General features: G+C 69.3%; 23 protein-coding genes. 6 read left to right on the forward strand and 17 right to left on the reverse strand.

Annotated elements, in window-relative coordinates:
• Positions 1-91 precede the first annotated feature (91 nt).
• On the forward strand, positions 92-1,393 hold the full coding sequence (locus ACQEVI_RS11210) for an MFS transporter (RefSeq protein ID WP_432898307.1): 1,302 nt from the start codon (positions 92-94) through the stop codon (positions 1,391-1,393).
• A 106-nt stretch (positions 1,394-1,499) separates the two neighbouring features.
• Complete coding sequence (locus tag ACQEVI_RS11215) at positions 1,500-1,904, forward strand: hypothetical protein (protein ID WP_357448055.1); 405 nt, start codon at positions 1,500-1,502, stop codon at positions 1,902-1,904.
• Positions 1,905-1,950: 46 nt separating this feature from the next.
• Here ACQEVI_RS11215 and ACQEVI_RS11220 read toward each other — a convergent pair whose 3' ends face one another.
• The gene (locus tag ACQEVI_RS11220) at positions 1,951-2,778 is read right to left on the reverse strand and encodes a hypothetical protein (protein ID WP_432898310.1); all 828 of its coding nucleotides are present in this window, start codon (positions 2,776-2,778) and stop codon (positions 1,951-1,953) included.
• A 94-nt stretch (positions 2,779-2,872) separates the two neighbouring features.
• On the opposite strand from ACQEVI_RS11220, the gene ACQEVI_RS11225 reads away from it, so the two are divergent.
• Both ACQEVI_RS11225 and ACQEVI_RS11230 read left to right on the forward strand, forming a co-directional pair.
• On the forward strand, positions 2,873-6,157 hold the full coding sequence (locus tag ACQEVI_RS11225; protein WP_432898313.1) for an SNF2-related protein: 3,285 nt from the start codon (positions 2,873-2,875) through the stop codon (positions 6,155-6,157).
• Between the two features lie 307 nt (positions 6,158-6,464).
• Positions 6,465-7,199, forward strand: coding sequence for a hypothetical protein (locus ACQEVI_RS11230; RefSeq protein WP_432898316.1), 735 nt, complete (start codon positions 6,465-6,467; stop codon positions 7,197-7,199).
• 50 nt (positions 7,200-7,249) lie between these two features.
• Here the strand turns inward: ACQEVI_RS11230 and ACQEVI_RS11235 are convergent, their stop codons facing one another.
• Positions 7,250-7,645 (reverse strand): DoxX family protein, encoded by a 396-nt coding sequence (locus ACQEVI_RS11235; RefSeq protein ID WP_432898319.1) that lies wholly within the window; start codon positions 7,643-7,645, stop codon positions 7,250-7,252.
• A gap of 135 nt (positions 7,646-7,780) precedes the next feature.
• Between ACQEVI_RS11235 and ACQEVI_RS11240 the strand changes: the two genes are divergently transcribed.
• Positions 7,781-8,674, forward strand: a complete 894-nt coding sequence (locus ACQEVI_RS11240; protein ID WP_432898322.1) for an HNH endonuclease — start codon at positions 7,781-7,783, stop codon at positions 8,672-8,674.
• 199 nt (positions 8,675-8,873) lie between these two features.
• Here the strand turns inward: ACQEVI_RS11240 and ACQEVI_RS11245 are convergent, their stop codons facing one another.
• Together ACQEVI_RS11245 and ACQEVI_RS11250 are read right to left on the reverse strand one after the other, a co-directional pair.
• Complete coding sequence (locus ACQEVI_RS11245; RefSeq protein ID WP_432898325.1) at positions 8,874-9,359, reverse strand: hypothetical protein; 486 nt, start codon at positions 9,357-9,359, stop codon at positions 8,874-8,876.
• 497 nt (positions 9,360-9,856) lie between these two features.
• Positions 9,857-10,528 carry a hypothetical protein gene (locus tag ACQEVI_RS11250; RefSeq protein ID WP_432898328.1) on the reverse strand — a complete coding sequence of 224 codons (672 nt, stop codon included), beginning with the start codon at positions 10,526-10,528 and terminating at the stop codon, positions 9,857-9,859.
• Between the two features lie 309 nt (positions 10,529-10,837).
• Between ACQEVI_RS11250 and ACQEVI_RS11255 the strand changes: the two genes are divergently transcribed.
• Positions 10,838-11,365, forward strand: coding sequence for a PDDEXK nuclease domain-containing protein (locus ACQEVI_RS11255; protein ID WP_432898331.1), 528 nt, complete (start codon positions 10,838-10,840; stop codon positions 11,363-11,365).
• A 39-nt stretch (positions 11,366-11,404) separates the two neighbouring features.
• Here ACQEVI_RS11255 and ACQEVI_RS11260 read toward each other — a convergent pair whose 3' ends face one another.
• From ACQEVI_RS11260 to ACQEVI_RS11320, 13 genes are all read right to left on the reverse strand, one after another.
• Entirely contained in the window at positions 11,405-12,310 is a 906-nt protein-coding gene (locus tag ACQEVI_RS11260; RefSeq protein WP_432898334.1) for a hypothetical protein, read from the reverse strand.
• Positions 12,310-12,930: a DUF6318 family protein gene (locus tag ACQEVI_RS11265; RefSeq protein ID WP_432905899.1), complete on the reverse strand. Its 621-nt coding sequence runs from the start codon at positions 12,928-12,930 to the stop codon at positions 12,310-12,312. Before ACQEVI_RS11265 ends, ACQEVI_RS11260 begins: the two co-directional genes overlap by 1 nt.
• A 123-nt stretch (positions 12,931-13,053) precedes the next feature.
• The gene (locus ACQEVI_RS11270) at positions 13,054-17,613 is read right to left on the reverse strand and encodes a LysM peptidoglycan-binding domain-containing protein (protein ID WP_432898336.1); all 4,560 of its coding nucleotides are present in this window, start codon (positions 17,611-17,613) and stop codon (positions 13,054-13,056) included.
• Positions 17,613-18,071 carry a pilus assembly protein TadG-related protein gene (locus tag ACQEVI_RS11275; protein ID WP_432898339.1) on the reverse strand — a complete coding sequence of 153 codons (459 nt, stop codon included), beginning with the start codon at positions 18,069-18,071 and terminating at the stop codon, positions 17,613-17,615. Before ACQEVI_RS11275 ends, ACQEVI_RS11270 begins: the two co-directional genes overlap by 1 nt.
• Positions 18,068-18,502, reverse strand: a complete 435-nt coding sequence (locus tag ACQEVI_RS11280; protein WP_432898341.1) for a TadE/TadG family type IV pilus assembly protein — start codon at positions 18,500-18,502, stop codon at positions 18,068-18,070. Before ACQEVI_RS11280 ends, ACQEVI_RS11275 begins: the two co-directional genes overlap by 4 nt.
• Positions 18,502-18,876, reverse strand: coding sequence for a TadE/TadG family type IV pilus assembly protein (locus ACQEVI_RS11285; protein ID WP_432898344.1), 375 nt, complete (start codon positions 18,874-18,876; stop codon positions 18,502-18,504). The genes ACQEVI_RS11280 and ACQEVI_RS11285 overlap by 1 nt, the downstream gene beginning before the upstream one ends.
• 10 nt (positions 18,877-18,886) lie before the next feature.
• Positions 18,887-19,174 (reverse strand): hypothetical protein, encoded by a 288-nt coding sequence (locus ACQEVI_RS11290; protein WP_432898346.1) that lies wholly within the window; start codon positions 19,172-19,174, stop codon positions 18,887-18,889.
• 87 nt (positions 19,175-19,261) lie between these two features.
• Positions 19,262-20,155, reverse strand: coding sequence for a hypothetical protein (locus ACQEVI_RS11295; RefSeq protein WP_432898349.1), 894 nt, complete (start codon positions 20,153-20,155; stop codon positions 19,262-19,264).
• A 28-nt stretch (positions 20,156-20,183) separates the two neighbouring features.
• Positions 20,184-21,062: a type II secretion system F family protein gene (locus tag ACQEVI_RS11300; RefSeq protein WP_432898352.1), complete on the reverse strand. Its 879-nt coding sequence runs from the start codon at positions 21,060-21,062 to the stop codon at positions 20,184-20,186.
• Positions 21,059-22,696, reverse strand: a complete 1,638-nt coding sequence (locus ACQEVI_RS11305) for a CpaF family protein (RefSeq protein WP_432898355.1) — start codon at positions 22,694-22,696, stop codon at positions 21,059-21,061. The genes ACQEVI_RS11300 and ACQEVI_RS11305 overlap by 4 nt, the downstream gene beginning before the upstream one ends.
• On the reverse strand, positions 22,693-23,553 hold the full coding sequence (locus ACQEVI_RS11310; RefSeq protein ID WP_432898358.1) for a hypothetical protein: 861 nt from the start codon (positions 23,551-23,553) through the stop codon (positions 22,693-22,695). Before ACQEVI_RS11310 ends, ACQEVI_RS11305 begins: the two co-directional genes overlap by 4 nt.
• A gap of 5 nt (positions 23,554-23,558) precedes the next feature.
• Positions 23,559-24,263 (reverse strand): SAF domain-containing protein, encoded by a 705-nt coding sequence (locus ACQEVI_RS11315; RefSeq protein ID WP_432898361.1) that lies wholly within the window; start codon positions 24,261-24,263, stop codon positions 23,559-23,561.
• A gap of 481 nt (positions 24,264-24,744) precedes the next feature.
• Entirely contained in the window at positions 24,745-25,602 is an 858-nt protein-coding gene (locus ACQEVI_RS11320; RefSeq protein ID WP_432898364.1) for a hypothetical protein, read from the reverse strand.
• Between the last annotated feature and the right edge of the window lie 176 nt (positions 25,603-25,778).

Here is a 25,778-nt window from a genome sequence, read left to right on the forward strand (position 1 = left end):
ATGAACTTCGGCGGCAGGCCTGGTCCCCCTCCCCCGCGTCGGCACCGCCGTCGCCAGTCGCCACAGCAGGTCCGACAACTACTGTGAGCGAGTGACCGTCCTTGCCGAGCTACGAGCGCTGCTGCGTCTGCCCGGGTTCCGCAAGCTGTTCACCGTGCGCCTCGTGTCCCAGGCAGGCGACGGCATGTTCCAGGTGGGCCTCGCCAACCTGCTGTTCTTCAGCCCGACGTCGCAGGGGTCGGCGGCGGCTATCGCAGGCGCGTTCGCGATCATGCTGGCGCCGTTCACGATCGTCGGACCGTTCGCCGGCGTTTTCCTGGACCGGTGGCAGCGGCGGCAGGTGCTGGTGTACGGCAACGCCGTGCGTGTCCTGATCACCGGCACGATGGCGGCGCTGATGCTGACGCAGGGCGTCACGCCCGCGATCTATGTGCTGGGGCTCGCCGCCCTGAGCGTCAACCGGTTCCTTCTCGCCGGCCTCTCGGCGGGCCTGCCGCGCGTGGTCCAGGGCGACCTGCTGCTCACGGCGAACGCACTGACGCCGACGCTCGGTGCGGGCGCCGCGTTCCTCGGCGGCGGCATCGGATTCGTGCTCGGCCTGGCCGTTCCGACCGGTCGCATCCAGGACGCGGCTGCCCTGACCTGCGCCTGCGTCGTCATGGGCTGTGCCTCGCTGCTCGGGCTGCGGATGTCCCGCACGCTGCTGGGACCGCTGCAGCCCGCCGTCGGCTCGATCCGGAGCGAGCTAGCGGCAGTGGCGAGCGGCCTGGTCGACGGCGCCCGTTACCTCGCCGCGCGCCGTACCCCCGGCCAGGCGCTGCTGGTGATGGCGCTGCACCGCTTCCTGTACGGGGTGGTGTTCATCGCGGCGATCCTGATGTCGCGCAACCTTCTGGCCGAGCCGGGCGACCGCGCTGCCGGTCTCACCACCTTCGCCACGGTGATCGGCGCGACGGGCGTCGGCGGCGGGCTGGCGATCCTGCTTACCGCGGTGCTGGCGCGGCGGATGGCCCCGCAGTCCTGGATCGCCGTGATGCTGGTGGTGGCCGGGGCGTCGCAGCTGATCCTCGTGCCCGAGCCGGGCTTCGTCAGCGTGGTCACCGCTGCCGCCCTGCTCGGGCTCGCCGCACAGGGCGCGAAGATCGCGGTCGACACGATCGTGCAGCGCGACTCGGAGGACGCTTACCGCGGCCGCGCGTTCGCCTTCTACGACGTCCTCTACAACGCGGCCTTCGTGGGCGCGGCAGCCCTCGCGGCCTTCCTCGTGCCCGACGCCGGATGGTCGCCCGGGCTCTTCGTCGCCCTCTCTCTCGGGTACCTGGCAACTGCGATCGTGTTCGGCATGCGTGGCTCTCGCACGGCTTCCGTTCCTCGGCAACCGCTGGGCGGGTGAATTAGTGGATGAGGTCCGGTCACCAGAGCCAATCGTGCCTGTTTAACGAGTAGAACGGTGCAAGGATTGAAGCACTTACCTACACAGGGACAGGAGGCATCCGTACATGTCCGACGCACCAGCCGTCACCCCCACGCCCACCTGGGGTGAGGTGTTCCCATGGTTCCGCGAGGTCATGGCCGAGGACGACGCGTGGTACGTCGGTCAGGTCGACAGCAAGACCGACATCGGTACCGCCCGCCTCGCCGAGGCCGCCGTAACCCGCCTCAAGTCGTTGCCCGTCGGCCGGCTCTTCCCCGCAGTGCGGCGGGTCGAGCGCCTCGACGAGCTCGACTGGCCCAAGCACCGACTCGTCAACGCGCTGCACCGCGGCGGCTGCTTCACCGGGGACGACCTGTCCTACATGGTGATCGCCGAGATGCTCTCGTGGGAATCGGTCGGCCCGATCATCGTGAAGCAGATCCTCGAGGTAGTCGCACTCGAGGAGATCCGGGTGAGCACGGCGAAGTAGTAGTACACGTTTGGCCCCGGGCTCAAGCCTCTGCAGGGGGCGGTGCCTACGCCTGGGGCTGAACATCCGCGGCGCTCGTGGCCTGCCTGGCCGCCACCAGCCGTCGCGCGGCAGCGACCGCCAGCACCACCGCGGCGAGCATCACGAGTCCCCGCACGAGCCGCACCGCAGCGTAGGCCATGTCGCTCACATCGAAGGCACTGAACGGACCGGGGACCGAGACGAGCCCGAACACGCCGACGACGGCGACCAGCAGTGCGCCGATCCGCCGGGACATGGGCGAGGCCCACCCGCACAGCACCGCCGCTGCGACAACGAGCAGGCTCATCGCCACGTTCAGGGCCAGGGCACCGATCAACCCGGGCGGCGGGCCGCCGTAGGGCATGAGCGCGACCAGCGGCAGCAGCACGTTTGTCCACAGGCTGTGGATGAGTGCGCCGACCAGCACGACGATCACGCCGGTCCGACGCGCGGCCGCCGGCGTGCGGAGGACCCTGGCCAGCACGGCACCGCCGAGGACCACAGTCAGCGCGAGCGCGGCGATGAGGGTATCGAGGACCAGTTCGGGCCGGGCGCCGTTCACCAGCTGCACCCCCGCTGTGCCGAGCTGGAACAGCAGGTGCAGACCGACGACCGCTATCGCCCCGACAAGGACGCGTCTGGCCCGGAGAGCTGCGGCTCCGACGCCGAGCACGACTGTTCCGGCCATCGCCGCGTTCTCGATCACGAAGATCGCGTTGTCCACCGTGAAGCCGAGGTCGAGCTCGGTGCCGGGAACCAGCAGCCGTATCGGGACGGACATCCACACGGCGGCCGCGAGGAGAAGGACGCTGAGTGCGGCGGGCCGGCGTCCGGCGTCGGGCAGGGTGTGCATGGCGACACTCTCCCAGAGGTCACCCACACCGTGGGGTTGAAGGCACGCTGTGGATAACTCCGGACCGGTGGCTCGGGCGTGGAACCATGGAGGGGTGCCCGCAACCGTTCCCGCCCCGCGCATCCACCCCGCGGCGATCAAGCTCCTGGTGGGCAGTGGCGCATACCTGCGCGGCGAGGACTACCAGAAGCAGGGCCGGGTCATCTCGTGGGAGTGGCTGCCGGACGACCTGCTGCTGATCTCGTGGGTGCGCGGCAGCGGCCGCAGCACCTACTCCTGCTCCATCCAGTTCAGGACCAACAGCCCCGGGCCGCCCGTCGTCGTCGGCACGGACTGCACCTGCCCGGTCGGATCCGCCTGCAAGCACGTCGTCGCGACGCTCATCGAGTCCGGGTCGGACGGCCTGGCGTCGATGGTCCGGCCCGCGTCCTCGCTGAAGCGCACGCCGCAGGTCCCTGCGTGGAAGGCGGCAGTGCAGCAGCTCGTGCCGACGGCACCGGTCGAGGCTCCGCCGGCACACCCGTCGACCGCCGATCCCCGGCCCGTGCTGGCGCTGCAGCTCCGCGTGGACGGCACGACCGTCGACAACAACCTCTCCCTGTCGATGCGGCCGGTCCAGCGCAACGACAAGGGTTCGTGGGTGGGTGGCACCGCGTCGTGGAACTACATCCGCAACGGGTTCCTGCGTGGCATCGACCCCGTCGTCCGGGAGTGGTTCACCACGCTCGACGCCCTGCGGGCCACGAGTCCGCGCGGCTACGGCTACATCAGCGCGGGCGACTGGATCAGTCTGGACGACGTGCTCCCCCGCCCCTTCTGGCGCCACCTCGCCGACGCCGCCGACCTCGGCATCAAGCTGGTCGGCAAGTCCAAGCGGGAGTCGTTGCGGCTGGCCGGCGAGGCGTCCATCGCCCTCGACCTCTCCCTGCCCGACGGCGGCGCGCGCCTCGAGCGGACAGTCGCCTTCGACGGCGCCGTCACCCTGGCGACCTCGGTCGGCGCGCTCGGCCGGCACGGCCTGTTCGCCGTCGAGGAGTCCCCCTCTGGCCGCACCATCACCCTCGGCCCGACGACGGCACCCCTCACCGACCAGGAGCTCGCGGCGGTCCACCTGGCCGATCTCAAGATCCCCGCGGACGCGGTCGACGAGTTCCTGGCGGACTACCTGCCGCTGCTGCGCCGGGAGGTGCAGGTGCACGCCGACCCCGACGTCGAGCTGCCGGACCTGCCCCAGCCCCAGCTGGTCGCCACCGTCAAGGCGGTCTCGCCGGCGGAGATCAGCGTGGCGTGGCGGTGGGCGTACCCGCCGTCGGACAAGGAGTATCCGCTGACCACTGCCATGGAACCGGGTGCGGACCTGCGTGATCTCGCGGCGGAGGCCGCGACCCTGGGCAGGGTGATCGCCGCCGTGCGCGAGGTGCCGGGATTCGGTCACTTCCGGGTGGCGCCCGAGGTGTTCCGCGGGCTGCAGGCGATGGACTTCGCCACCACCGTGCTGCCCGTGCTCGAGGAGCAGCCGGACGTCCGCGTGGAGAGCGAGAAGCTGCCCGAGTACCAAGGCCTCGAAGCGGTGCCGGTGGTCAGCATGCGTGCGGACGACAGCACCGACCTGGACTGGTTCGACCTGGGTGTCATGGTCACGATCAACGGGCGCGAGATCCCCTTCGGCCCGGTGTTCGATGCGCTCGCGCGGGGCAAGAAGCGGTTCATGCTCACCGACGGCACCTGGCTGCGGACGGACCTGCCCGTGTTCGCGCAGCTCCGGGCGCTCATCGAGGAGGCACAACGACTCTCCGACCAGCCGGGCAAGCTGCGGATCAGCCGGTTCAACGCCGGCCTGTGGGCAGAGCTGGAGCAGGTGGCCGACATCGTCGAGCAGTCCGACCGCTGGCGCCGCTCGGTGAGCGACCTGATATCGCTGACCGCCGACGGCGTCGACGGGCCGGAGCCCGTGCCGCCGCCCGTTGGGCTCAAGGCCGATCTGCGGCCGTACCAGCAGCACGGTTTCGAGTGGCTCACCTTCCTCTGGCGGCACGGGCTCGGCGGGATCCTCGCCGACGACATGGGCCTCGGCAAGACCGTGCAGACCCTCGCCTTCGTCACCCAGGCCAGGCAGGAGCGGCCCGACGACGGCGCACCGTTCCTGGTGGTCGCGCCGGCGTCGGTGGTGAGCAACTGGGCCGCCGAGGCGGCCAAGTTCACGCCGGACCTGAAGGTGGCGATGCTGTCGACCACCGCCGCGAAGGCACGGACCACCGTCGCGCGGGTGGCCGCGGACGCCGACGTCGTCGTGACGTCGTACGCGATCTTCCGCCTGGACTTCGAGGCGTTCGCCGACGTCGAGTGGAGCGGTCTGATCCTGGACGAGGCGCAGTTCGCCAAGAACCACCAGACACGCGCCAACGAGTCCGCCCGCCGCCTCAAGGCGCCGTTCAAGCTGGCGATCACCGGCACGCCCATGGAGAACAACCTCATGGAGCTGTGGGCGATGCTCGCGATAGTGGCGCCAGGACTGTACGGGTCACCGACCAAGTTCCGTGAGGACTACGTCAAGCCCATCTCGGGTGAGGGCGACTCGACGCAGCTGCTGGCCCGGCTCCGCCGTCGGATCCGGCCGCTGCTGCTGCGCCGCACCAAGGAACAGGTGGCGCCCGAGCTGCCCGAGCGGCAGGAGCAGGTGCTCCGCGTCACGCTGGACACGAAGCACCGCCGGATCTACGACACACACCTGCAGCGCGAGCGGTCGCGGCTGCTGGGTCTGCTCGAGAGCTTCGACGAGAACCGGGTGGCGGTCTTCCGCGCCCTGACGACGCTGCGCCGCATGGCGTTGGACGCCTCCCTGGTGGACCCGGAGTACGAGGGTGTCCCGTCGGCCAAGCTGAGCCTGCTCGCGGACCAGCTCGCGGAGGTCGCCGCCGAGGGACACCGCGCGCTGGTGTTCTCCCAGTTCACGTCGTTCCTGGCCAAAGCGGCGGAGGTGTGCACGGCGCTGGGGATCCCCTACGAGTACCTCGACGGGTCCACGCGGAAGCGTGCCGAGGTGATCAACCGGTTCAAGGACGGCACCGCACCCGTGTTCCTGATCAGCCTCAAGGCCGGCGGGTTCGGGCTCAACCTCACCGAGGCCGACTACGTCTACCTGCTGGACCCCTGGTGGAACCCGGCGACGGAGGCGCAGGCGATCGACCGGACGCACCGGATCGGGCAGACGCGGAACGTGATGGTGTTCCGGATGGTCTCGGAGAACACCATCGAGGACAAGGTGATGGCACTCAAGGCACGCAAGGCACGGCTCTTTGATGCGGTGCTGAGTGATGACGCCGGGGCGTTCGCGGGCTCGCTGGGACCGGAGGAGATCCGAGGCCTGCTGGAGGCTTGACCCTCCTTCTTCCTGCGCGCCGGGCGCGGCGGCACACCAGATCGCGAGCGGACCGCCGTGCCCGTGATCCGAGAAGCTCACGAAGGTCTTCTTGACGAACCACGTGGGCGAGCCGTGGCTCAGCTTCTCGGTCACCTCGGGCAGAGCGAGGCAGATCTCGCGAACGCGATCGAGTGGCTCGGTCACCGATGGACCTCCAACGTCTGTGGTGGCGGGCGCCCGTTCCGTCCCATCATCCTCTGACCTGTACCTTTACCCCGTGGCCGACCTGATCAGCGCTATCGCCGCCCTCCTGTGGCCCCTGCTCGTGATCGTCGTGCTGCTGGTCTTCGGACGGCAACTCCTGTCGAAGCTGCGCAGTTCTGACGATGTCACCCTGGAGATCGGTGGGCAGCGCCTCAACTTCAAGCAGGCGACGGACCAGCAGTCGGACATGATCACCGACCTGCAGCGCGAGGTGGCATCGCTGAAGCAGCGGCTGGACCATGCGGACAGCGTTCCCGGGGGAACCACGTCCCGGCCAGGGGAGCGAACCCCACCGGGTTACGCCTTGCCGGATCCTGAAGCCGAGCCCGCGGAGGGGTCAGAGGGCGCCGCGTGGGATCCCGACGATACATCTTGGATGCTGGAGGAACAGGAGCGCCGGATCTCGGCACCGACCGGCCCCGCGTTCCACTCGATCCTCTGGGTCGACGACCACCCGGAGAACAACGCCGTTCTCGCCGACTCCTGGCGACGCGACGGCGCACACGTCGAGATCGCGCGCTCGACCAGCGAGGCGCTGCAGCTCCTCGAGAGCCACGCGTATGGCCTGGTCATCTCGGACATGGGCCGTCAGGAGTCGGGCGTCGATGTCCCGGACGCCGGACTACGTCTGCTGACGAAGTTCCGAATGACCGATCCGGTCACGCCGTTTGCGCTCTATGGCAACGTCGGGCCGTTCGCGGCAACCGCAAAGGCGGCTGGCGCGACCATGGTGACGGGCTCGACGTTCGAGCTGATGGAGTTCGCGAGCAGCCTGGGGATGCTCGACCAGGTGTGAGGACACCCGACGATCGGACTCAGCTCCGCTGGTCGAGCTCGTCGAGACCCCTACTTCCGCGTCGCAGCCAACGCCCACGCGACGAGAACCGGCTGTCCAATAAGCCGGAGCGCCCGCTTGCGATCAGTGTCGAGGCCGAACCCGTCCCGATGCTCCACGAGCTGAGCGATGTTCCCCGGGAAGACCGCGACGAAGAACGCCGCAACCAACGCCCCGAGCCGACGTCGGAGAGGCTGCTTCCAAGTGGCCACTAGCGCGGCACCAAGGCCGATCTCGACAATCCCCGACCCGACCACAACCGTGTCGGGATCGATAGGCACCCAGGTGGGGACCTGGGCCTGGAACTCCTTGCGCGCCTTGGTCAGGTGGCCGATGCCGGCGGTGAGCAAGACGGCGCCGAGGGCTACTTGGCCGATACCGCGGACGATGCTTCCTGTAGACGTCATGCGGTCTATCCTGCGCCGCATAGTGAGCGCGTCAAGCGCTCGGCCTGCGCCGACCCGGCCTCCGCTCGACCGTCGCTGGGCCGCTCACCCGCTTCAGAGCTATCGCGAGTCGCCGACATCTGGTGAGCTGTGCCCATGGAGTCCCAGGTCGAGAATGCCCTACGCGCCCGCATCATCGCCTGGGTCCAGGAGCGTGCTGAGGCAAATGGCGGATTCCTGCTCCGCGATGAGCTTCTCGGATTCTGGATTGACGACCAGAAGCTCCCGATCATCGACTACTCACGCGGCATTCGAAACCCGACGTCCTTCGAGGCGACCCTGTCCATCGTCAGCGCCCCCAACGGCCCGTACGACGACACGGAGTCCGACGACGGACTGCTCCACTACGCCTACCGCAAGGGCGACCCGTGGTCGGGTGACAATCGAAAACTCCGCAACGCGCTCGTGTCGGGATCGCCGCTGATCCTGTTTCGCAAGGAGCAGCCGAATATCTATACGCCCGTCACGCCGGTCTACGTGGTCGGGGATCGGCCAGAGGAACGCACCTTCATCATCGCGCTCGACGAGTCGTTCAACTTCATACCCAGCATCACGCGCATGCCTGAGCCACAACGGGAGTATGCGCGTCGTCTGGCGAAGCAGCGGCTGCACCAGCCGGCATTCCGCACGCGGGTCGTCGTCGCGTACGACAAGCAATGTGCGGTGTGCGAGCTCAAGCACGCGTCACTGCTCGACGCAGCACACATCGTCCCGGACTCGGAGGAGCGTGGAGTGCCTACGGTGGACAACGGGCTTGCGCTCTGCAAGATCCACCACGCTGCGTACGACCAGAACATGCTCGGCGTGACGCCTGACTTTGAGGTTCGCATCGCCCACCAGCTTCTTGAGGAAGTGGACGGGCCGATGCTGAAGCACGGCCTACAAGAGATGCACGGCCGTACGATTACGCTTCCCAGACGACGGGCCGACCGGCCGAGCCCGGAGCTGCTCGCCTGGAGGTACGAGCGCTTCGGGGAGCTGGTCTCCTAATGCAGCCGTAGACCGGGTCGGCGGTTCACCACAGGCGACCCTTGCGTCGTCCCCCTGTCGCCGCGAGCGAAGATCGCTAGCACGGCAAGACGACCTTATCGGCGGCGAGGTGGCGCGTCCGAACATTTGTGTCGTTGACAGTGTGAACTAGCAGCACGACGGTGATCGGCCATAGAACAGTCGACGGCCCTGGTGGATCTCAGTCCCGCACGATTGCCTGGAGCTCGCCGATCCGGATCTGGGTGTTGTTGGGCGGCGACGTGAAGAGGATCTGGCCAGACTCCCCATTGGTGCTCTGCCATTCGACGGTCCAGTGCGACGTTCCGGTTAGAGTCAGGTTGCCCGAGCTGTTGTTCAGATCGGCACCGAATCCGCAGGTGGGCGACGGCTCCGCGCTATTACGGCCGTCGTACGGCGTGCCTGCCGCGTTGGGGCCGTCACACGAAATTGCACCCACCGTGGCGCCATTCTCAGTGGTCAATGTCCACTCGACACGGTCAAGCGTCCCCCTCGCCGTGACGCTGAGGCCTACCCCCGGCTGAGGAGGGCTGGTGATTGGGCCAGTCGTGTTCGGCGCGGGATTGGCGATCCAGAGCCAGATGGGAAGTCCGATGGTTCCGACCGAACTAGGCGCACCGGTGGACGATGGCGGGGTGGAGCCGATCTGCCCCATGGAGAGGTTCATCGCAGCCACGGCACGCTGCGCTAGCTCTTCGGCAGAAGGGCCCACTGGTGCGGGGGCATCCGGCGACCAATAGAAGGAATGGCCTGGGCAGTTGGTTAAATCGCCGCCCGCCTGTGCGCAGGCGTATGGGGTGCATTCAAGGATGTAGCCGTCGTCGTTGCCTTCCCACGCGCCTGAGCCCTTGGGAGGCTGTGGGACGGCAGCACGCACGTAGCAATCGCCATCCCACGAGCCATACCGCGACGAACATGGAATCTCATCTCCCAGGTGGTCACATTGCTGTGGAACACCACCACCTGGGTTATCGCCACCCCCACCTCCGTCATCACCTCCACCCCCGCCAACTTCACAGGGAATGACGACGCCATCCGGCGTCGTACCGGGAATGCACACGTCGGCAACCGCTGTCGGTGCTTGGATGAGGACTACAAGCGTCATCGCCAAGGCCGTCACCGATGAAGCCAGAAGGCGACCAACTCTTAAAGTGGCTATCGACGTCAGCATGCCTGCTCCGGATGTGGCACCTGCTGGTTAATAGTCCAGACACTGTCCGGTCCTTGATGCCGCATTGCGTAGTCAAATATATAGCGCGTTGGAGCGCCTGCCTGACGAGGGATCGGTTCAGCATCCTTCGAGAAGTTCTTCACCTGGCCGAAATCAACGCATGCGCGCAAGTGGACCGTCTCGAAGCCAGCGTCATCCGGTCGATATTTCGCGACATCAAGCGTCTCGACACTGGCCGCTCCGGTCGTATAGTCGCTTTTCTTCGCGTAGTCGGTATATGCCGTTCGCAAGGAGTTCCGGATATCTGGGTGCCCCCAGAACGGCAACAACTTGGACTCCCAGTCCTGGTACCCGTTGTTTGCCACCGATGCCGTCGTCTCGTAGTACTCCACGAGCCGCGCCTTCGCGTCGGCGATGTTCTTCGCCTTGATCTGCGCCGGCGTCGTCGGGTCGGGCGCAGCCGTTGCTGTCGGGGACGGCGATGCCAATGGGCTCCGTGACGCCGAGACCGAGGGGGACGACGAGCCCGGACCCGGGATCGCACCTTGGACCGTCCCTGGCTCGAACACTCCTGAGCGCACGACCGCGAACCCGGCTACCGCAATGACTGCGACTCCGATGAGGATGGCGATGGTGCGCGTAGGCGTGATGGCGGACGAGACCATCCGGCGACTCCCTCAACTTCGGGCAGAACTCAGTGAACACGGCCGTAGCAAGGGTGCGCTATATCCGTCTCCCCGGCAAGGCGCTTCCGTGATAATTCACAACATCCGGCCAACGTAAGACATGGGAAGCCCAGGAACTCGTCATGAAGCACTGCTGGCCCGGCACCGTATCGTATGGTTTCGTTGCACATATGCAACTCGGGTGGCGGATGCTGGAATGCCTCTACAGGCTTGGGCTATGAGCGATTTCACCTGGCCCGATGTCAAGCACCACCCCGCTCGCGACAACGAGATCGAGGGGAGCGGTTCATGAGCTTCTTCCAGCGCACCGAAGACTTTCGGCCTGAGGGATTCGAGGACGTGGTGGGCGAGCTCGTCGACTCGATCCGACGGTCGTTCACCGGCATCGTGGTGGATCACCTTGAGGACCTGCTAGCCACCCCGGATCGTCACATGTGCCTGGTCGACCGCCATGTGAGCCTCACGGAGGATGACCGGGACTACACGGTTGACCTACTGCTCTTTCACGTGACCCAGATGCGCTACATCGCTATCCAGGTCCAGCCCGGCCGGTTCGATCCAGCCCTTGTCGCGCGTGCTCGCTACACGCTCGACTTGGTGGATGACCTGGTCCGCGTGCCAGACGTTCACGGCCCAACAGTTGGCGTCTTACTCTGCACCGATGCTGCGGCTGACCAGCAGCCTGGGCCCGTCGCGATCACGCTCTACGACGGCGTGGCTGCCAGCGAACAGGCCGAGCTCCCGCTCTCGTTGGAGCTCACCGCGCTGATCGACCGCTGCCTCGACACGACCGGATCCCGCCCCTCGGCACCGTAGGCATTCGCTACGCCGACAACCGTGCAGCTCCGGGCTGGCTCAACCGCCGTACAGGTCTTCGACCAGCCGTGCCCTCGCCTCGAGAATCTCCAAGCTGCCCGACGACGACACAGTCGTCCCCTCTCCCGCCACGTCGTACCAGGTCGGTTCGCCAGCCAGGCGGAACTGCCCGTGCCACGTGGTGGTGAGGGAGATGACCGCATCGCCGGTCTTCGTGTAGGCGTGGGCAACCGTATGCGCCGGATAGGGCGCACCGGGGTCGCTGGTCACCAGAGGGGCCGATCCATCGCCGAAGTCCCACGAATAGTTGCTCGGGACCGCCCGAATTTCTACGGGCATGCCGAACAAACTGGTGCTCATTGTGCGGGGCTGACGTTCAGTGAACGCGATCGTGTCGACGTTGACCAGGGTCCATCCGTCCGGTGGCTGCACGTTCACCTCGGACGGTGCGATCTTCATCTCCTGGAACGCCTTCGCCGCGGCGGCCGGGATGTCTATCTGCTGGCGGCGTTCGGCCAAGCAGGACTCGTCCTCGACCAGTGCGGCACCTGACCAGCCGTTCGCCTCGCGCCGCTGCTCGAACAGGGCACCGACTGCCTGTTCGTCGTCCTCGCACTCAATCCCGGCATAGGCCAGTTGGCGGCCCTCGTCGCAAGATTCGGCGAATGCGGTAGCACCTCCAAGATCGCGGAGGAAACACATGGCGGGAGTGATGCGCCATTGGCGGACGTGCGGCGCGGAAGACTGTGAGCCGGTGCTAGCACTTGAGTCGCGGACCACGGGCGCCCTGTCCGACAGTTGCGCTTCGACCGTGATCGTCTGTTGCTCGGCACGGCCTCCAATCGAGGGGTGATCAGAAGTCGCTCGGGCCACTGCGGCACCGTGAATAACCACAATCAAAGCCACCGATACGAGCACTGGTGAGCGGGATCGCATGGCGTTCATCACTTGGGTACCGACGCGATCTCGACCACGACCCACGAGTCAGCGCGCCTGCCGACCTCGATCCGCACCTCAGATGTTGATGGATCCGCCGAGGAAACCACAGCGCCAGCACCGTCGATGACCACTGATCCCTCCTGCCGGATCGCCATATCGAACGGGTAGATCCCCGTGATTTCGTCCCGCGTGTAGGTCACGAGAATGGTTCCTTTCGAGTCGCCTCCCTCGTAGGTCTGCTCACTCTCTTTGAACTGAGCGACGTCCTCAAGTACGTCGTCGCAGAACCCACAAGCCCGGTGCGACATCGCCTCGAACTCCTCGGTGTCCCCCGTTGCCATCACGTACGGGTAGAGCTCGATGAAGTACTCCGCCGCCGCAGCAGCCCCCTCCGCGTCCTCGCGCTCCATCGCTTCCGGGCGCTCCGGCTTCGTCGGCACAGACGGGGACGGGCTCGCAGACGCGGTAGGCGTCGGATCGCCGGTTGGGCCGGTACTCACCTCAGGATCTGGGGTTGCACCCGTGCAAGCGGACAAGGCCAGGCCAGCCGCCAAGACCAACCCTGCACTACGCATCGCCGCGCCATCCATCCGCGTCCCCCTGCCGCTCACGCCCCACCGTTGCATATCCGCAACGGCCAAGAATGACGCTAGCCCGGGCGACGGAATCCGGAAAGTGGGTGCTGTGGATAACCGAGGTCGAGCCTGCCGAGACGGGTCTCGACAGGCTCGACCAACAGCGGGGACAGGCTAGCCCTGGGTCCTTCGGCCAGCCTCAGCTTCACGGCGGCGGTCCTGCTCGTCCACCTGTGCCAGCAGCTCCTCGGTGTCCGGCTCCGGCTCCATGGCGAGCTGCTCCAGGTGGTCGCGCAGCCGGTCGACGAGTCGGCCCACCGCGTCCCGTCGGCCCGAGGCGATTTCCGCGCGGATCCCGTTGCGCCACGACCGCTCGTCCACGGGGTCGGCGAGCCGCCCCACCTGCGACGCGTGCCGTGCCGTCGCCACGTCGCCCGCGAGCAGCGCGCGGCGCGCGACCTCGTGCGACACGTCCACGACGCCCGACGAGATCGTGTGCATCAGCTGCTCCGCCCACACGTACTTGCGCAGCGCGACACCCTCGAACGGTCGGCCGCGCACCAGGTCGAGGGCGGCCAGGAGGTCCGGCGTCGGGGTCTGCGTGAGGTCCGGACCGACCAGGTCGCAGAAGGAGTGCCAGTCAGTCCTCACCCCGCGCAGCCGGTAGCCGGCGGACTCGAGGTCGGCCTGGCCGCCGTCGTCGGCGGACCAGTAGCGCGGCAGGTACTCGAAACCGTTGGCGTCCGTGCCGAGCCAGCGCCGCGCCCGCGAGACCGCGGAACGCCGGGTCGCGAGATTCGGCTCCCGCGACGGCCACAGCGCCTTCGAGATGTCCGACCCGCGCGAACCCGGGTTGAACGCCAGGAACGCGATCAGTTCCGTCGCCTGCCGCTGGTGGGTGGACGGCAGCTCGACGCCCGTCGTCCCGGCGAGCTCGACGCCGCCGAGCACTCGCACGACCGGGGCTTGGAGGACCTGGGGCTCGGCAGCCTGGTGGGTCTCGGCAGCCTCGACCTGCGAGGCTGGTTCGACCCGAGACCGCGGATCCGAGACGACCGGCGTACCCAGAGGCGGCGTCGCCACGCTGACCGCAGCCGTCGCCCATGGCGAGTACCTCTCGGGCTGCCCGGACGCCGACCCGCCACCCCCGTTACCCGTCCCGAAGCCCGGCGCCGGCGCATGCCCGGCCACCTCACCGACCGCGACGTCGGAATCCGCGGCACCGGCGCGGACAACGTCCATCGGAATCTCCTCCAACGTCGGTTCGGTGCGGTCGATCGAACGGCTCCAGGTGGGGCCAGGTGCGGTCTCGGGGTCGGCCAACAAGGCCAGGGCTTGTGCGTAGGTGGCGGCGTCGAGCTGCTGTGGACGCACGGCGATGTAGGCGGGCATGAGGATGCCGCGGGTGGTGTCGCCGTTGGTGAGCTCACCCGTGAGGTCGAGCGCCCAGTCGCCGACCTCGGCACTGGACGTCACGGCCGCGATGCCCACACCGGGCACTCGTTCGACCAGGCTCTCGAGCTTGGCGCGCTCGACCAGGCCGAGCCGCTCCCCCACCAGCAGGATCTCGGGTGTCCAGGCATCCGTCGCCAGCCCGCGGCCACGCGCTTCGGCGACCGAGCCCGCGCCCACCTGGGCGAGCGTCCGGTCGACGTCGGCCGCGCGGGCCTCCAGCTCGCGGATGATGCCCGCGAGGCTGGGCACGTGCCGGACCCGGCCCGTGTCGACGACGCCCGGCAGCTCGCCGAGAGTGCCGACCACCGTCACCTGCAGGTCGTCGGCCCAGAGGCTCGTCGCCAGCTCGACCGCGAGCGCAGCGAGCGTCGCCTGGGCGGCGGCGTCGGTGCCGCGGATGTCGAGGCATGCGAGGTGCTCGAGGTCGAGCATGAGGTGCGCGTCCTCGTCGTCGTGGCCGACGGTCACGAGGGCCGGGTAGGGCGCCTCGCCGTCGTCGGCTCCGGCGGTAGCGGCCCTTGGTCCCCGCGAGTCGACCTGTGCCGCTGCGTCGGCGTCGCCTGCCGCGAACTGCCAGGCGCACCGGTCGGTGGTGCCGGTCCAGGGTTCGGGCAGGTCGGCGGGACGATCGAGGTAGAGCTCGACGAACTCACCGCTCTTCAGCCGTGCCACGCGGACGCCTGGCAGCGGGAGGCCGCGTTCGCGGTGCCACCGCGCCAGGCTGCGCAGCGCGCTGTCGACCTGGCTGCGCCCGAACGGGTCCTCGACGGTGCGGAGGTCGCGTTCGAGCGCACCCGCCGGAGTGTCCGGCCCGGGTACGACGACGGTCTCGCCGGGCGCACGGCCCTTGTGGACGCGGCGGCGCTTCATGGCGACGAGCGCGATGAGCCCGGCGGCGAGCAGCCCGCCGACGCCGGCCACCGTGCGGATGTCTACGGTTTCGTCGATGTCGTCGACGACCTCGGACACGACGCCGGACGCCGAGTCGAGCGGCGACGTGCCGGCGGCGGTGACGATGGCTGCTGCTCCCGCTGACGCCGTGGGCCGCGCGGTGGTCGCACCGGCCACGTCGACGGTCGCCGAGGCTGACACCGGCGGCGAGGGCTCCACGGCGACCTCGGGTACAGCGACCTCTGGTGCGTAGTCACCGGCGACGGGTTCGTCGCCGGTGAGCTCGTCGGGCAGGACCTCCTCGGTGACGGCCTCGCCGACCGGGGTCTCGCTCACGTCGGGGTCCGGTACGGGGGCGGCCTCTTCGGCCGGTGCTTCGGCGCGAGTCTCGGCTGCCCGCTCGTCGTCCGACGTCGGATCGGTGCCCGTGGTGCCGCTGCCGGAATCCGTCTCGTCGGCGGAGGGCTCCTCCTGCAGCATGAGCTCGTCAGCGATGAGGCCTTCACCGAGCGGCGCGTCCCCCGTGCGGGTCTGCGGTGCCGACTCGTCCGGCTCGAGAAGATTGTCGTTCTGGAGGTCCTCGGGCGTCACCTCGTCGAACTGGGGCTCGGCCGTCTCCTCGCGCGAGGGCGGAGCCTGCGGGACGAGGTTTCCCTCGGCGGTCTCCTCCGGAGCGGGTTCCCTGGACTCGGCCCCGCCGAGACGAGCGGCGCCGGTCCCTGCGTCCGCGGGGTCGGGCGTGCCCGTACCTTCCGAACCGCTCTGGTCGTCGCGCTGTCCGGCACCGTCCCGGTCCGAGCTGGGCGCCTTGGGTCCCGCGTTCTGGCCGACGCGGTTCGGCTCCGTGGCGGCTGGGGCCTCGCCAGCGGGCTGCTCGTCCGAGGGCTGCCCCCCGCCCGGCTCCACGACGTCGTTCCCCGCGCCGCCCGGCTCCTGGATGTCTTCCGGCTCGACCTCCACCGCGCCCTCAGGCGTCACCTCGGTATCCGGTGCGGCCTGCTCCGGCTCGGGCTGCGCCGGTGCCGGCGGGGCCGACTTCTGTGCACGCCCGGCAGCCCCGGTCGCGGACTCCACGCCCGGTCCATCGCTGCTCGACTCGTCAGCGCCGGCATCGTCCGGCGCCGACTCCGCAGGCCCGGCGGACTCGCTCGGCTCGTCGGCCCCCGCGTCGGCGCCCTGGTCGGCGGGCTGCTCGGTCTCGTCAGCCGGCTCGTCCCCCTGCTCGTCGGCACCGGGCGAGGGCTGTGCCGCGTCGTCGGCCCGCTCACCCTCGGTCGTGGACTCCTCCGCACCCGGGACCGTGACGGTCCAGCCGGGATATATGAGGTCAGGGTCCGTGAGCCGGGCTCCGCCTGGCTGCTCGGTGTCCCGGGAGGCCTCGTAGACCTCCGGGTACTTGGTCCCGTCGCCGAGCTCCTCCTCGGCGATCCCCCAGAGCGTGTCGCCCGGCTCGACGACGACCTCTACGGCCTCGGCGCCACGGTTGCGCACATCGACGGTGCCTTCCGAGTCGTTCGTCCCGTCCACTTCGGCGGTTTCGCTGTCAGTGCTCTTCGACGGCGCGATGCCGACCGGCTCGCCGCCACCGGCGTCGTCACCGTCGCCGGGCCGGCCGACCGAGGTCGCGGCGACCCCCACGTCGACAGACGCCGGAAGCTTCAGCACCCACCCCGGCTCGATCCAGTTCCCGGCGTCGAGCGCGTTGCCGTCGGCCTGGCGGACGCCGTAGTTGAGGTCGGCGATCTGCTTGAACAGCGCGCCGTCGCCGAGGGTGAGCTCGGCGATCCGCCACAGCGAGTCACCGGGCTGCACCGTGTAGGTGGCCGACGGCGCCTCGTCGGCCCGGGCACGCTCATCGACCTTCTCGGCGGTGTCAGCAACAGCATCGGCACCGGGCAGGACCGGCGCGGACACGGCAGTCCCGGTCGCTCCCGTCTCGAGCGGCGTCGTCGCAGCCATCGCCGGTGCGACCGCCGGAGCCGCGACGAGCATCGTGATCACCGCGCCGACCAGCGCCGCCGCGGCACGCTGCTGCGTCCCGAGCCCGCGCACGTGCGGCGAGCGCCGTCCACGCAGCGCTGCGATCACCTCGACGACCACCGCGAAGGCGAACGTGAACCACGCGATCCAGCCCACGACCTTGACGAGCCCGATCAGCACGGAGCCGGTCACGTCGGGACTGGACAGCATGGAGATGATCCGGTTGATGCTGACCGGTCCGGTCCACACCGGCCCGCCAAAGATCCACAGGCCGACCGGGATCCCGACGACGAGCACGATCAGCAGCAATGCCGCGCCCAGTCCTCTGACCACACGTGCGCCCGTGCCTGACCGCGGTCCGCCGGGCTCGCCCGTCACCGCACGACCCTGGACTGTCGAGGTGCTCATCAGGGTTCCTCCTGTCCTATCCCGCGGACTGCTCGCGCCTCGGCGTCGGCCGTGACACTGAGCGAGCTGATTCCGATCAAAGTGAGGAACGTGGTCTCGTAGGTGAGCTGGGTACCGACGTTGACGGTCGCACCGTTGACGGCGGTCACACCGCCCTGCACGTCCAGCGCGGCAAGGGTGTCGGCGGCGGCCTGTGTCGCGCGCGCGGGATCGACCTCAGGGGACAGCCCCATCTGGGCACGGTCGATCCGGATCTGCTGCGCGGCGGCTCGTGCCGCCTGATCGGCGGCGTACTCGGCCTCGTCCTCGGCCTGGAGCCGGCCGCCGCCGTCCACCACCAGGCCTATCGCGATGATGAGCGCGGGCACCATCCCGGCCGCGAGGATGTTGATCTCGCCCCGCTCGGTCCGCTCGGTCCGCAAGCGACGTACCCGCATCCACCCGACCCCCCTGGTCATGACCGCCCCCGGTAGGCGTCCAGCACCGATGTCCCGGTAGCACTGATGGTCCGTGATCCGGGCGCTCCCGGCAGTCCGAGATCGCGCAGCGGCACCACGCACTCCACGCGCACGGTGATGGTCCCGACGGTCCCGAGCGGCAGATCGAACGCGTCGGTCGCCGGCAGGACCGACGTCGACGCACAGCTCACCCCGGAGTTCACGAGGGTCGACGTAGCGGTCGACGTCGCCTGGGCACCGGCCACGGCCGCCGTCCGGCTGATCGACGCTGCCCGCGCGGCCTCGTTCGCCGCGGACTGGACCACGCCCTCGGCCAGCACCAGCCGCCCTGCCATCACGAGCAGCAGCCCGATGAGCAGCAGCATCGGGACGACGACGACGGTGTTGATCGCGACATTGCCGCGCTCGGCACGATCCGGGCCGCTGCTCATCAGCCTGCCCCTGACGTGAACCGCTCCACGGGCCCGGTGGCCGACTGCTCCACCCGTAGCCCACGGAAGCCCGGCACGATCGACGGCGCCAGCCCGACCACCCGCGCGGTGGCCATCTCTTGCCCGCGCGTCACCGACACGTTGACCGACGCGAACGCGTCGCCCCCGCGAGCGAGGCGCGCGGCTGCCTCCGCGTATCCCGAGTCGACGCTGCCGCCCTCGACGCGCGCTGCCTGGACGGCGCCGTTGGCCACCGACTGGGCAGTGTTCTGCGCGTGGAAGTAGAGCACGCCCTGCACCATCCCGAAGATGAGCATGAGGACGAGCGGGTACGTCAGGATGGTCTGGAGGGAGGCGGCACCGCGTTCGTTCATCGCTACATCCCTATAGCTGACCCATATAGCGCTCGACCAGGGCGCGGATCGCGGCCCCGAGCGCTATCGCGATGCCGAGGCCTACCACGGACAGCACGACCACCTCGATGGACTCCAGGCCGGCGTCGTCGGGCTCGCCGTCACGTCCCACGGCCGGCCGACGACGGAGCTCGGCCGAGCGCTCGGCGAAGCGGGTGTTGAGGGCGTCGACGCGACCACGCGCCGCTGCCGCACGCAGAGACGCCCGTGCCGCGGCGCGCGACGCCGCCGACCGGCCCTGGCTCAGGTACTGGTTCATGGTGACTCCCGGGGTGCTGTCGACTTCAACAAATGGGTAAGAAGCGGCTCGTGTGACACCGGGCGGTGCCACCGGGGGTGAGCCGGTTCAGGGCGCAGTCTGAAACATTGTGACCCCGATGGGAAATATAAGCATTAAAAAGTACACAAAAACTGTCATAGTCCCCGGCACGGTCATGCGGACGGTCGCGTCGTGGGCGAGCTGCTGCTCGACATCGAGCTGGGCGTCACGCATCGCCGCCGCCTTGGACTGCAGCTGGTCGTGGATCGCCGAGCCCTGCGTACCGGCAAGCTCCACGATGGAGGCGACCTCGCCGAGCGCGTCCACCTCGACCTCCTCGCCGAGCTCGCGCAGGGCCACCCACGGCGCCTGCCCTTCCCAGCGGCTCCGTTCGAGCGCCGCGGCGATCCGCCGGAACGGCCAGGAACCCGCTACCTGCGCCGCGGCGAAGGTAGCCTGCGTCGCACCCGCGCCCGAGATGCGCTCGATCGCGAGCAGCTCGAGATAGGTCGACACCGCGCGGGAGAACTCCTGGCGGGCGCGCTTCGCCTTGCTCCGGGCGTCGAGGTCAGGCAGGAACCAGGCGCCGAGGGCGAACACGAACGTCACCCCGAGCGGCACGGACACCGGCATGCCCAGGTTCAGCATGCCCACGCACAGTCCGAGGAACGGCACCGCGACCAGCACGATGACCGTGCCGAGCGCCTTCTCGCCGTAATGGTCCGTGGCGGTCTTGCCGATGAGGTCCAGGTCTGAACGGGTGGGGCCCCAGCGGCCGAGCATCGCGATGGGCAGCCTGCGCTGCGCCCATGCCCCGAAGGTCTGGGTATACCGCTGGGTGGCGGTCAGCTCGCCGCCGTCGGACACCGTGATGGGCTCTACCTTGTCGTCACCGCTCAGGCGGTCCAGTGCGGACTGGAGCCGGGGCGTCGACGGCAACAGCTCGCGCACGACGAGGAACAGACCGAGCCCCGCAACCACGCCGCTTCCCACTGCCCAGGGCCACATGTCAGGCCTCCCGCTCGTCGGGCAGGAACCGCGGGATCGGCTGCCCGAGGCTGATCTTGCGCATCCACAGCAGGCAGGCCACGTACGCGCTGAACAGGACGACCGCCACGACCTGGCCCAGCGCGGAGTCGTACCCGCTGAGGTAGCCGGACATCGCCGTGAACCCGAGCACCACGAGGGTCACGATCGTCACCCAGCGGACCGTCGCGCGTCCGGTCGAGCGCTCCGTCTCGATCTCGCGCCGCGCCTTGGCCTGCGCCGACAGGGACTCGGCGAGCTGCCGGAGCGCGGGGGCGACCGCGCCGGTGCGGTTGTCCGACTCGAGAATCATCGCCGAGGCGATCATGTCCGCCGAGTAGTCGTCCATCTCGTCCGCCCACCGGTAGAGGGCAGGCTTGATGGGCTGGCGTGCCTCCAGGCGCGCCACGAGCCGGGCGAGCGAAGGACGCACGGACGGCGCCGCGCTGTGCAGGGTTGCCGCGATTCCCTGCTCCAACCCGACGGCGCCGCCGGACAGCACGCCGATCAACGACCGCACCCAGGCGGTCAGGTCGGTCAGCTTCTCCACCTCGTTGGACTGCGTGGTGGTACGGAACAGCGAGGGCAGGCCCACGATCAGCGCCGGCACGATGAGGATGAGGGACCACCATCCGGTCATGATCCCGATCACGAGGCCCGCCACCGCGCCGATGCCGAGCAGCCTGCGCTGGGCGTAGAGCGGACCGCCCTTGGTCAGACCGAACAACCGGAGCAGACCGTGGAAGGGCGGCGTGGTCCGGACAGGCTTCGGCCTCGCCTCGTGCTTCTGCGCACCGACGGCGACGAACCACAGCCCGAGGCCCAGAGCCAGGCCGACAACCACCGCGACGAGCGTGGTCATGGGTTCCCCCAGAGCCCGTCCCGGTAGTTCAGCAGGCCCGCGTCGAAGCCTTCCGCCTCCAGGTCGGCGAGGAACGACGGCGTCGTCTTGGGCACGGCGCGGCCGTTCGGGCCCGGCTCGAAGACGTCGGTGATCGCCACCGGGTTGCCGGCCTCACCGCGCGTCACCTCGATCACCTCGGAGACGTACCGACGGCGGAGGCCGTCGGCCCCGACGTCGACCCGGAGGAAGACGATGAGGTCGACCGACTGCGCCACCTGCCGGTACGCGTACGTCTCGGAGAGCGTGGAGTCCTGCACGGCCATACCCACCAGGCGTTCGACGACGTCGCGCGCACCGTCGGCGTGCACCGTCGACAACGAGCCGTTACCCATCTGCATCGCCTGGAACATGGACACGATCTCGGGCCCGCGCACCTCGCCCACGATGATGCGTGAGATGTTGTGCCGCAGCGACTCGTACACGTTGACGTTCGTGTTGATCTCGCCCATACGTCGGCCCGAGGTGTTCATCTCGCCGGAGCCCTCACGCGTGCGCAGGGCCACCACACGCTTGTGCTTCTCGGGCTCGAGGTGCAGGTAGAGCTCGTAGTCGGTCTCGATGGTGGCGATGGACTCCCAGGCGTCCAGGCCGGCACAGAGTGCTCGGAGCAGGGTCGTCTTGCCGGACCCCTGGCCCTGCCCGGAGACGACTATCGACTTGCGCGCCCGGACCGCCGCCGTCAGGAACTCGGCGAGGACCGCGTCGATGGTGTCGTTCCTGCGCAGCAGCTCCAGGTCCACGGACTGCAGTCGCTGCAGTCGGATGGTGACGCGCGGCCAGGGCACCACCCAGCCGACGGCGGCGAGCCGCACGCGACCGGGCAGGTCCAGGTTGAGGAACGGGTTGGCGCGGGTGAACGACCGCTCGTTCGCGGGGTCGCGCGCCGCGAGGAACTGCAGGAAGTCGATGAGCTCGGCGTCGGAGTCCGCGATGGGCTCCGCGTAGGCGCGGCGTCCGTCGCCCATCAGCATGAGCACGGGCGCGGTGCCCGTGATCTCGATGTTCTCCACGTCAGGGGTGTCGATGAGCGGCTGCAGCCGGCCCAGCCGGAACAGGGCGTCGAACAGCGCGCGCGTGACCTCTACCTGGTACTCCGGGGTCCAGTTGCGCTGGCCGCCGGAGAGCAGGGCGTCGTTGTGGTCGCGCACCACCTGCTGGATCAGCTCCTGGCCGAGGGCCTCGCGCTGCTCCTCGTCCAGCTCACGCGTAGCGAGCGCCGTCGTGAGCCGTGCGGAGACCTCGCCGCGCAGGCTGTTGACCTGGCGCCAGAACTCGGAGTCGCGCAGCCGCGGGTTGCCGGGCTGGCCGTGGTACTCCCGGCCGGCGCGGGCGACCGCACCGACCCAGGGCGAGGCACCTCCGCCGGACGGGTGCAGAGCACCGCCGTTCGCCGTGGAGGCTCCGGAACCTGTGCCGCGCGCGCCGCCTGCCGGTTCCGCGGGCGGGGTCCGGTACAGCGGCGGGGCCTGCCCGGGGCCGCCCTCACCGGTGCGGGTGCGCTGGGGCAGCCCGGAGGCCTTGCGGTCCGCCTCGCGGTTCTCCTCGTGGAAGATCGGCAGCGAGGAGAGGTCAGGGAACTCCGGCGGGGTCATGCGCGTCCCCCGCCGTCGGCGTAGACGGGTGGACGGCGCGGGCCGGACCCGCTGCCGCCGTCGCGCGGGCCGGTGGCGAACCGTGCACGCCGCTTCTCGATGCGTTCCTGGAGGCGCGAGATCACCGGCCCTGCCGACCGGACGAGCGGCGAGGCCGAGTACTTGCGTCCCGCGGGCGACCCCACCGACAGCACCTCGGCGTTCACCGGGTCCCACGCGATCGAACCAACGGTTCCGAGGCCGAGCGTGCGCGCGATCTCGTTCGCGTCGTACGGTCGGCCGGGCCCGACGGTCAGCGCGGTGAGGTTGGTGAGCTCCCGCGCGGCGGCGTCCACCACCGAGGTACGGGACTTGACCAGCTCGCGGGTCACCGCGATGTCGGGCAGGCGTGAACCGGTGGTGATCAGTACCTGGTCCGCGAGCCGGACGAGCGGTTCGCGGTCCTCCCGCACGACGCCGCCGGTGCCGAGCCGTCCCAGGTCGACCAGGACGTCGATGCCGCCACGTTCCAGCGCGACCAGCTGGTTGGCGAGCGGCCCCCAGAGATTGGCGACGGCGGGGGCGGTGTGCGGGCTGACGATGCCGGGCAGCAGCTTCTTGTCCGGATCGTTTCGAACGAGAGGAATCGTCTGCCCCCAGAAGGAGGCTTCGAGGTCGCCGTGGGAGTGCGCGATCGCGAGCGGTTGCAGGCCGCGGTCGTGCGGCAGCTGGCCACGGAAGTACCCGGCGAGGATCGAGGACCCGGCCAGGTCGGCCTCCACGAGGAGCACCGGCCGGGGCCACTGGAGCGCCAGCACGAGGGCGGCCGTCGTGGTACCCGGCGAACCCTTCGCACTGGCGAAGGCGATGAGGGCCACGCGAATCACCCGGCCCCGACGGCGTCGATCACGATGGCCACGCGGCCGCTCGCGGCGCGGGCCGCGAGGTCCGCCGCGGTGGAGGACGTGACCTGCACGTCGACGACCGTCTGCTCACCGATGGTGGTCTGAGCGGGCGATACCACGGTGGCAGCGATCGCGAACGGTGCCCGGGCGGGCGGCTCACCACCGGTCGCGGGCGTCTCGACCACGCGCACGCTGTCGCCGGCCTTCAGGGGCTGGGTAGGCATCTGGTTGGGGGCGAGCGCGATACCCACGATGGACTGCCCGGCCGGTGGCCGGAGCTCGGTCGCGACGCTGTCGGCCGTCAGGAGCTGGCCGGCCTTGAGGTCGGCCGTGGCTACCTTGCCCGTCGTCATCTCGTCGAGCTGGTCGGCGAGGACCGGCTCGAGCAGGGCCGATCCCGCCCCCTCGGGCAGCTCGGCGACCCCGATGTCCCCGGGGGTGATCGGGGCGCCGCGCGGGATGTCGGTCGTGACCGCCAGGACCTGGTAGGTCTGCCCGAGCGAGGTGGCCAGGTACACCGACCCGAGCACGCTCACTGCCACGAGCGCGAGCCCGAGCGCGATGAGTGCCGGGCGGCGGCGGGCGCGCGTCGGTTTGAGCGGCCCCGGGGGTGCGGGTCGCTGGGGTCTTGTCGCGGACCGGGCGTGCTGGTCCTGGTTCGCGACCTTCGTGCTACTGCTCACCGTGCCGTCTCCTCCGAGCCCGTCGGCGGAGTCCGCCTCGGGTTCCCCCGGTGCGGGACCCATCGAGGTTCCCATCCGTGCGCCTGTCTCCACCGTGCTCCCTGCCCCTGCTGGTCGAGGGCCTCCTGCGCGTGCCACGCGAGTGTCACCGCAGGTAATCCTCAACTACGCGGGCGGACCCGGCAGGTTGAACGCTAATCAGCGTTCCAGGTGACCGCTAGGTCAAGGAGACTTCAAAGTTGTGGAGATGGCTTGAATATTGAGTGACCTTGAAACGATCTGCCGATTACGGGTCGATACCACGGCTGTGGTGTTGACTCGGCAGGTCAGGCCATGAGATGAGGGTCCCCCACCACCCGGCGTGCACAAAAACGGGCCAGGGTGAACTTCGGACAGACCGAGAGGGCCCCGCTGGCGGTGGGACCCTCTCGCGATGACATGAACTTCCGACAACTTCAGGGCTTCACGCACCCCCCAGTGCTCAGCCCGTCGGTCGTCGTCGTCCCTCACCGTCCCGTTCGCCCGGCTGTCCCCCAGACAGACCACCGGACTGAACGGCTTCCGCCAGCCGTCGCACTGCGCGACTCGCCCGCTGGCGCAAGGCTGCGTGCGAGATGCCCAGCTCGTGGGCCACCCGCCGCTGATAGTTCCCGCGACCCGAGCCGAGCTCGGCGTACTCCGGGAGATCGGGGTCCGGCGCGTACAGCCGCGCCAGAAGTGCTGACTCGTCCTGCGTCAGGACGCTCTTGTCGAGGCCCCACGCGATGACGTCGAGCACCTCGCCGGTGGTACCGAGCGACATGCTCGCGAGCGAGTAGACGACGTCCGGCCCGGGCTCGGGCGTCGTCGGCCGCTCGAGGACCGTCAGCGTGGTCGTGTCGGTGGGGATCTCCGCCACCCGGGGACCGCGGCTCGCCCGCCCGCCCTGTGCGTGCGGTGCCCGGTCGCCGACGACGCGCGTCAGGGTGTGCCCCTGCAGCCGCATCGCGACCCGGTTGCTGCGCTCGAGGTCGTAGTGGGTGATCGCGTCCCACATCGCGGCGGCGGCCTCCTGCTCGAGGTCCTGCACGTCCGGGTAGTGGCGACGGGACCGGCGCACGATGGTGCGGACCGCGGGAAGCATGCACTGCAGCACCGCACGGCCGGCGGCGAAGCTGCCGCCCGCGTGCTCGACGATGAGCGCGTACAGCACCTTGTCGGCGTCGTCGGGGGCGAGCTGCACGGTGCCACCCGTACGCAGTCCGGCGAGCTGTGGGAAACGTCCGACGAGACGCGCGATCTCCATCGCGAACGACCGCGTGCGGACCAGGTCGGCCCAGTCATGGTCAAGCTCTCGCATCAGCGTTCCTGATGCCGGTGCAGGTGTACGTGCAGGCATGGCGATTCCCCCCTCCGTCTGCCCCGAGTCCACCGAGGGGGTGTTGCCCGCCACTGTTGCCCGCTCGGTTTGCTCTCGTGTGACCTGCGTCACAGTTGGCCGAAACCCGGGCATCACCGATGTCACACGAACTGCCG

This window comes from Promicromonospora sp. CA-289599 (assembly GCF_050936155.1).
Classification (GTDB): Bacteria; Actinomycetota; Actinomycetes; order Actinomycetales; family Cellulomonadaceae; genus Promicromonospora.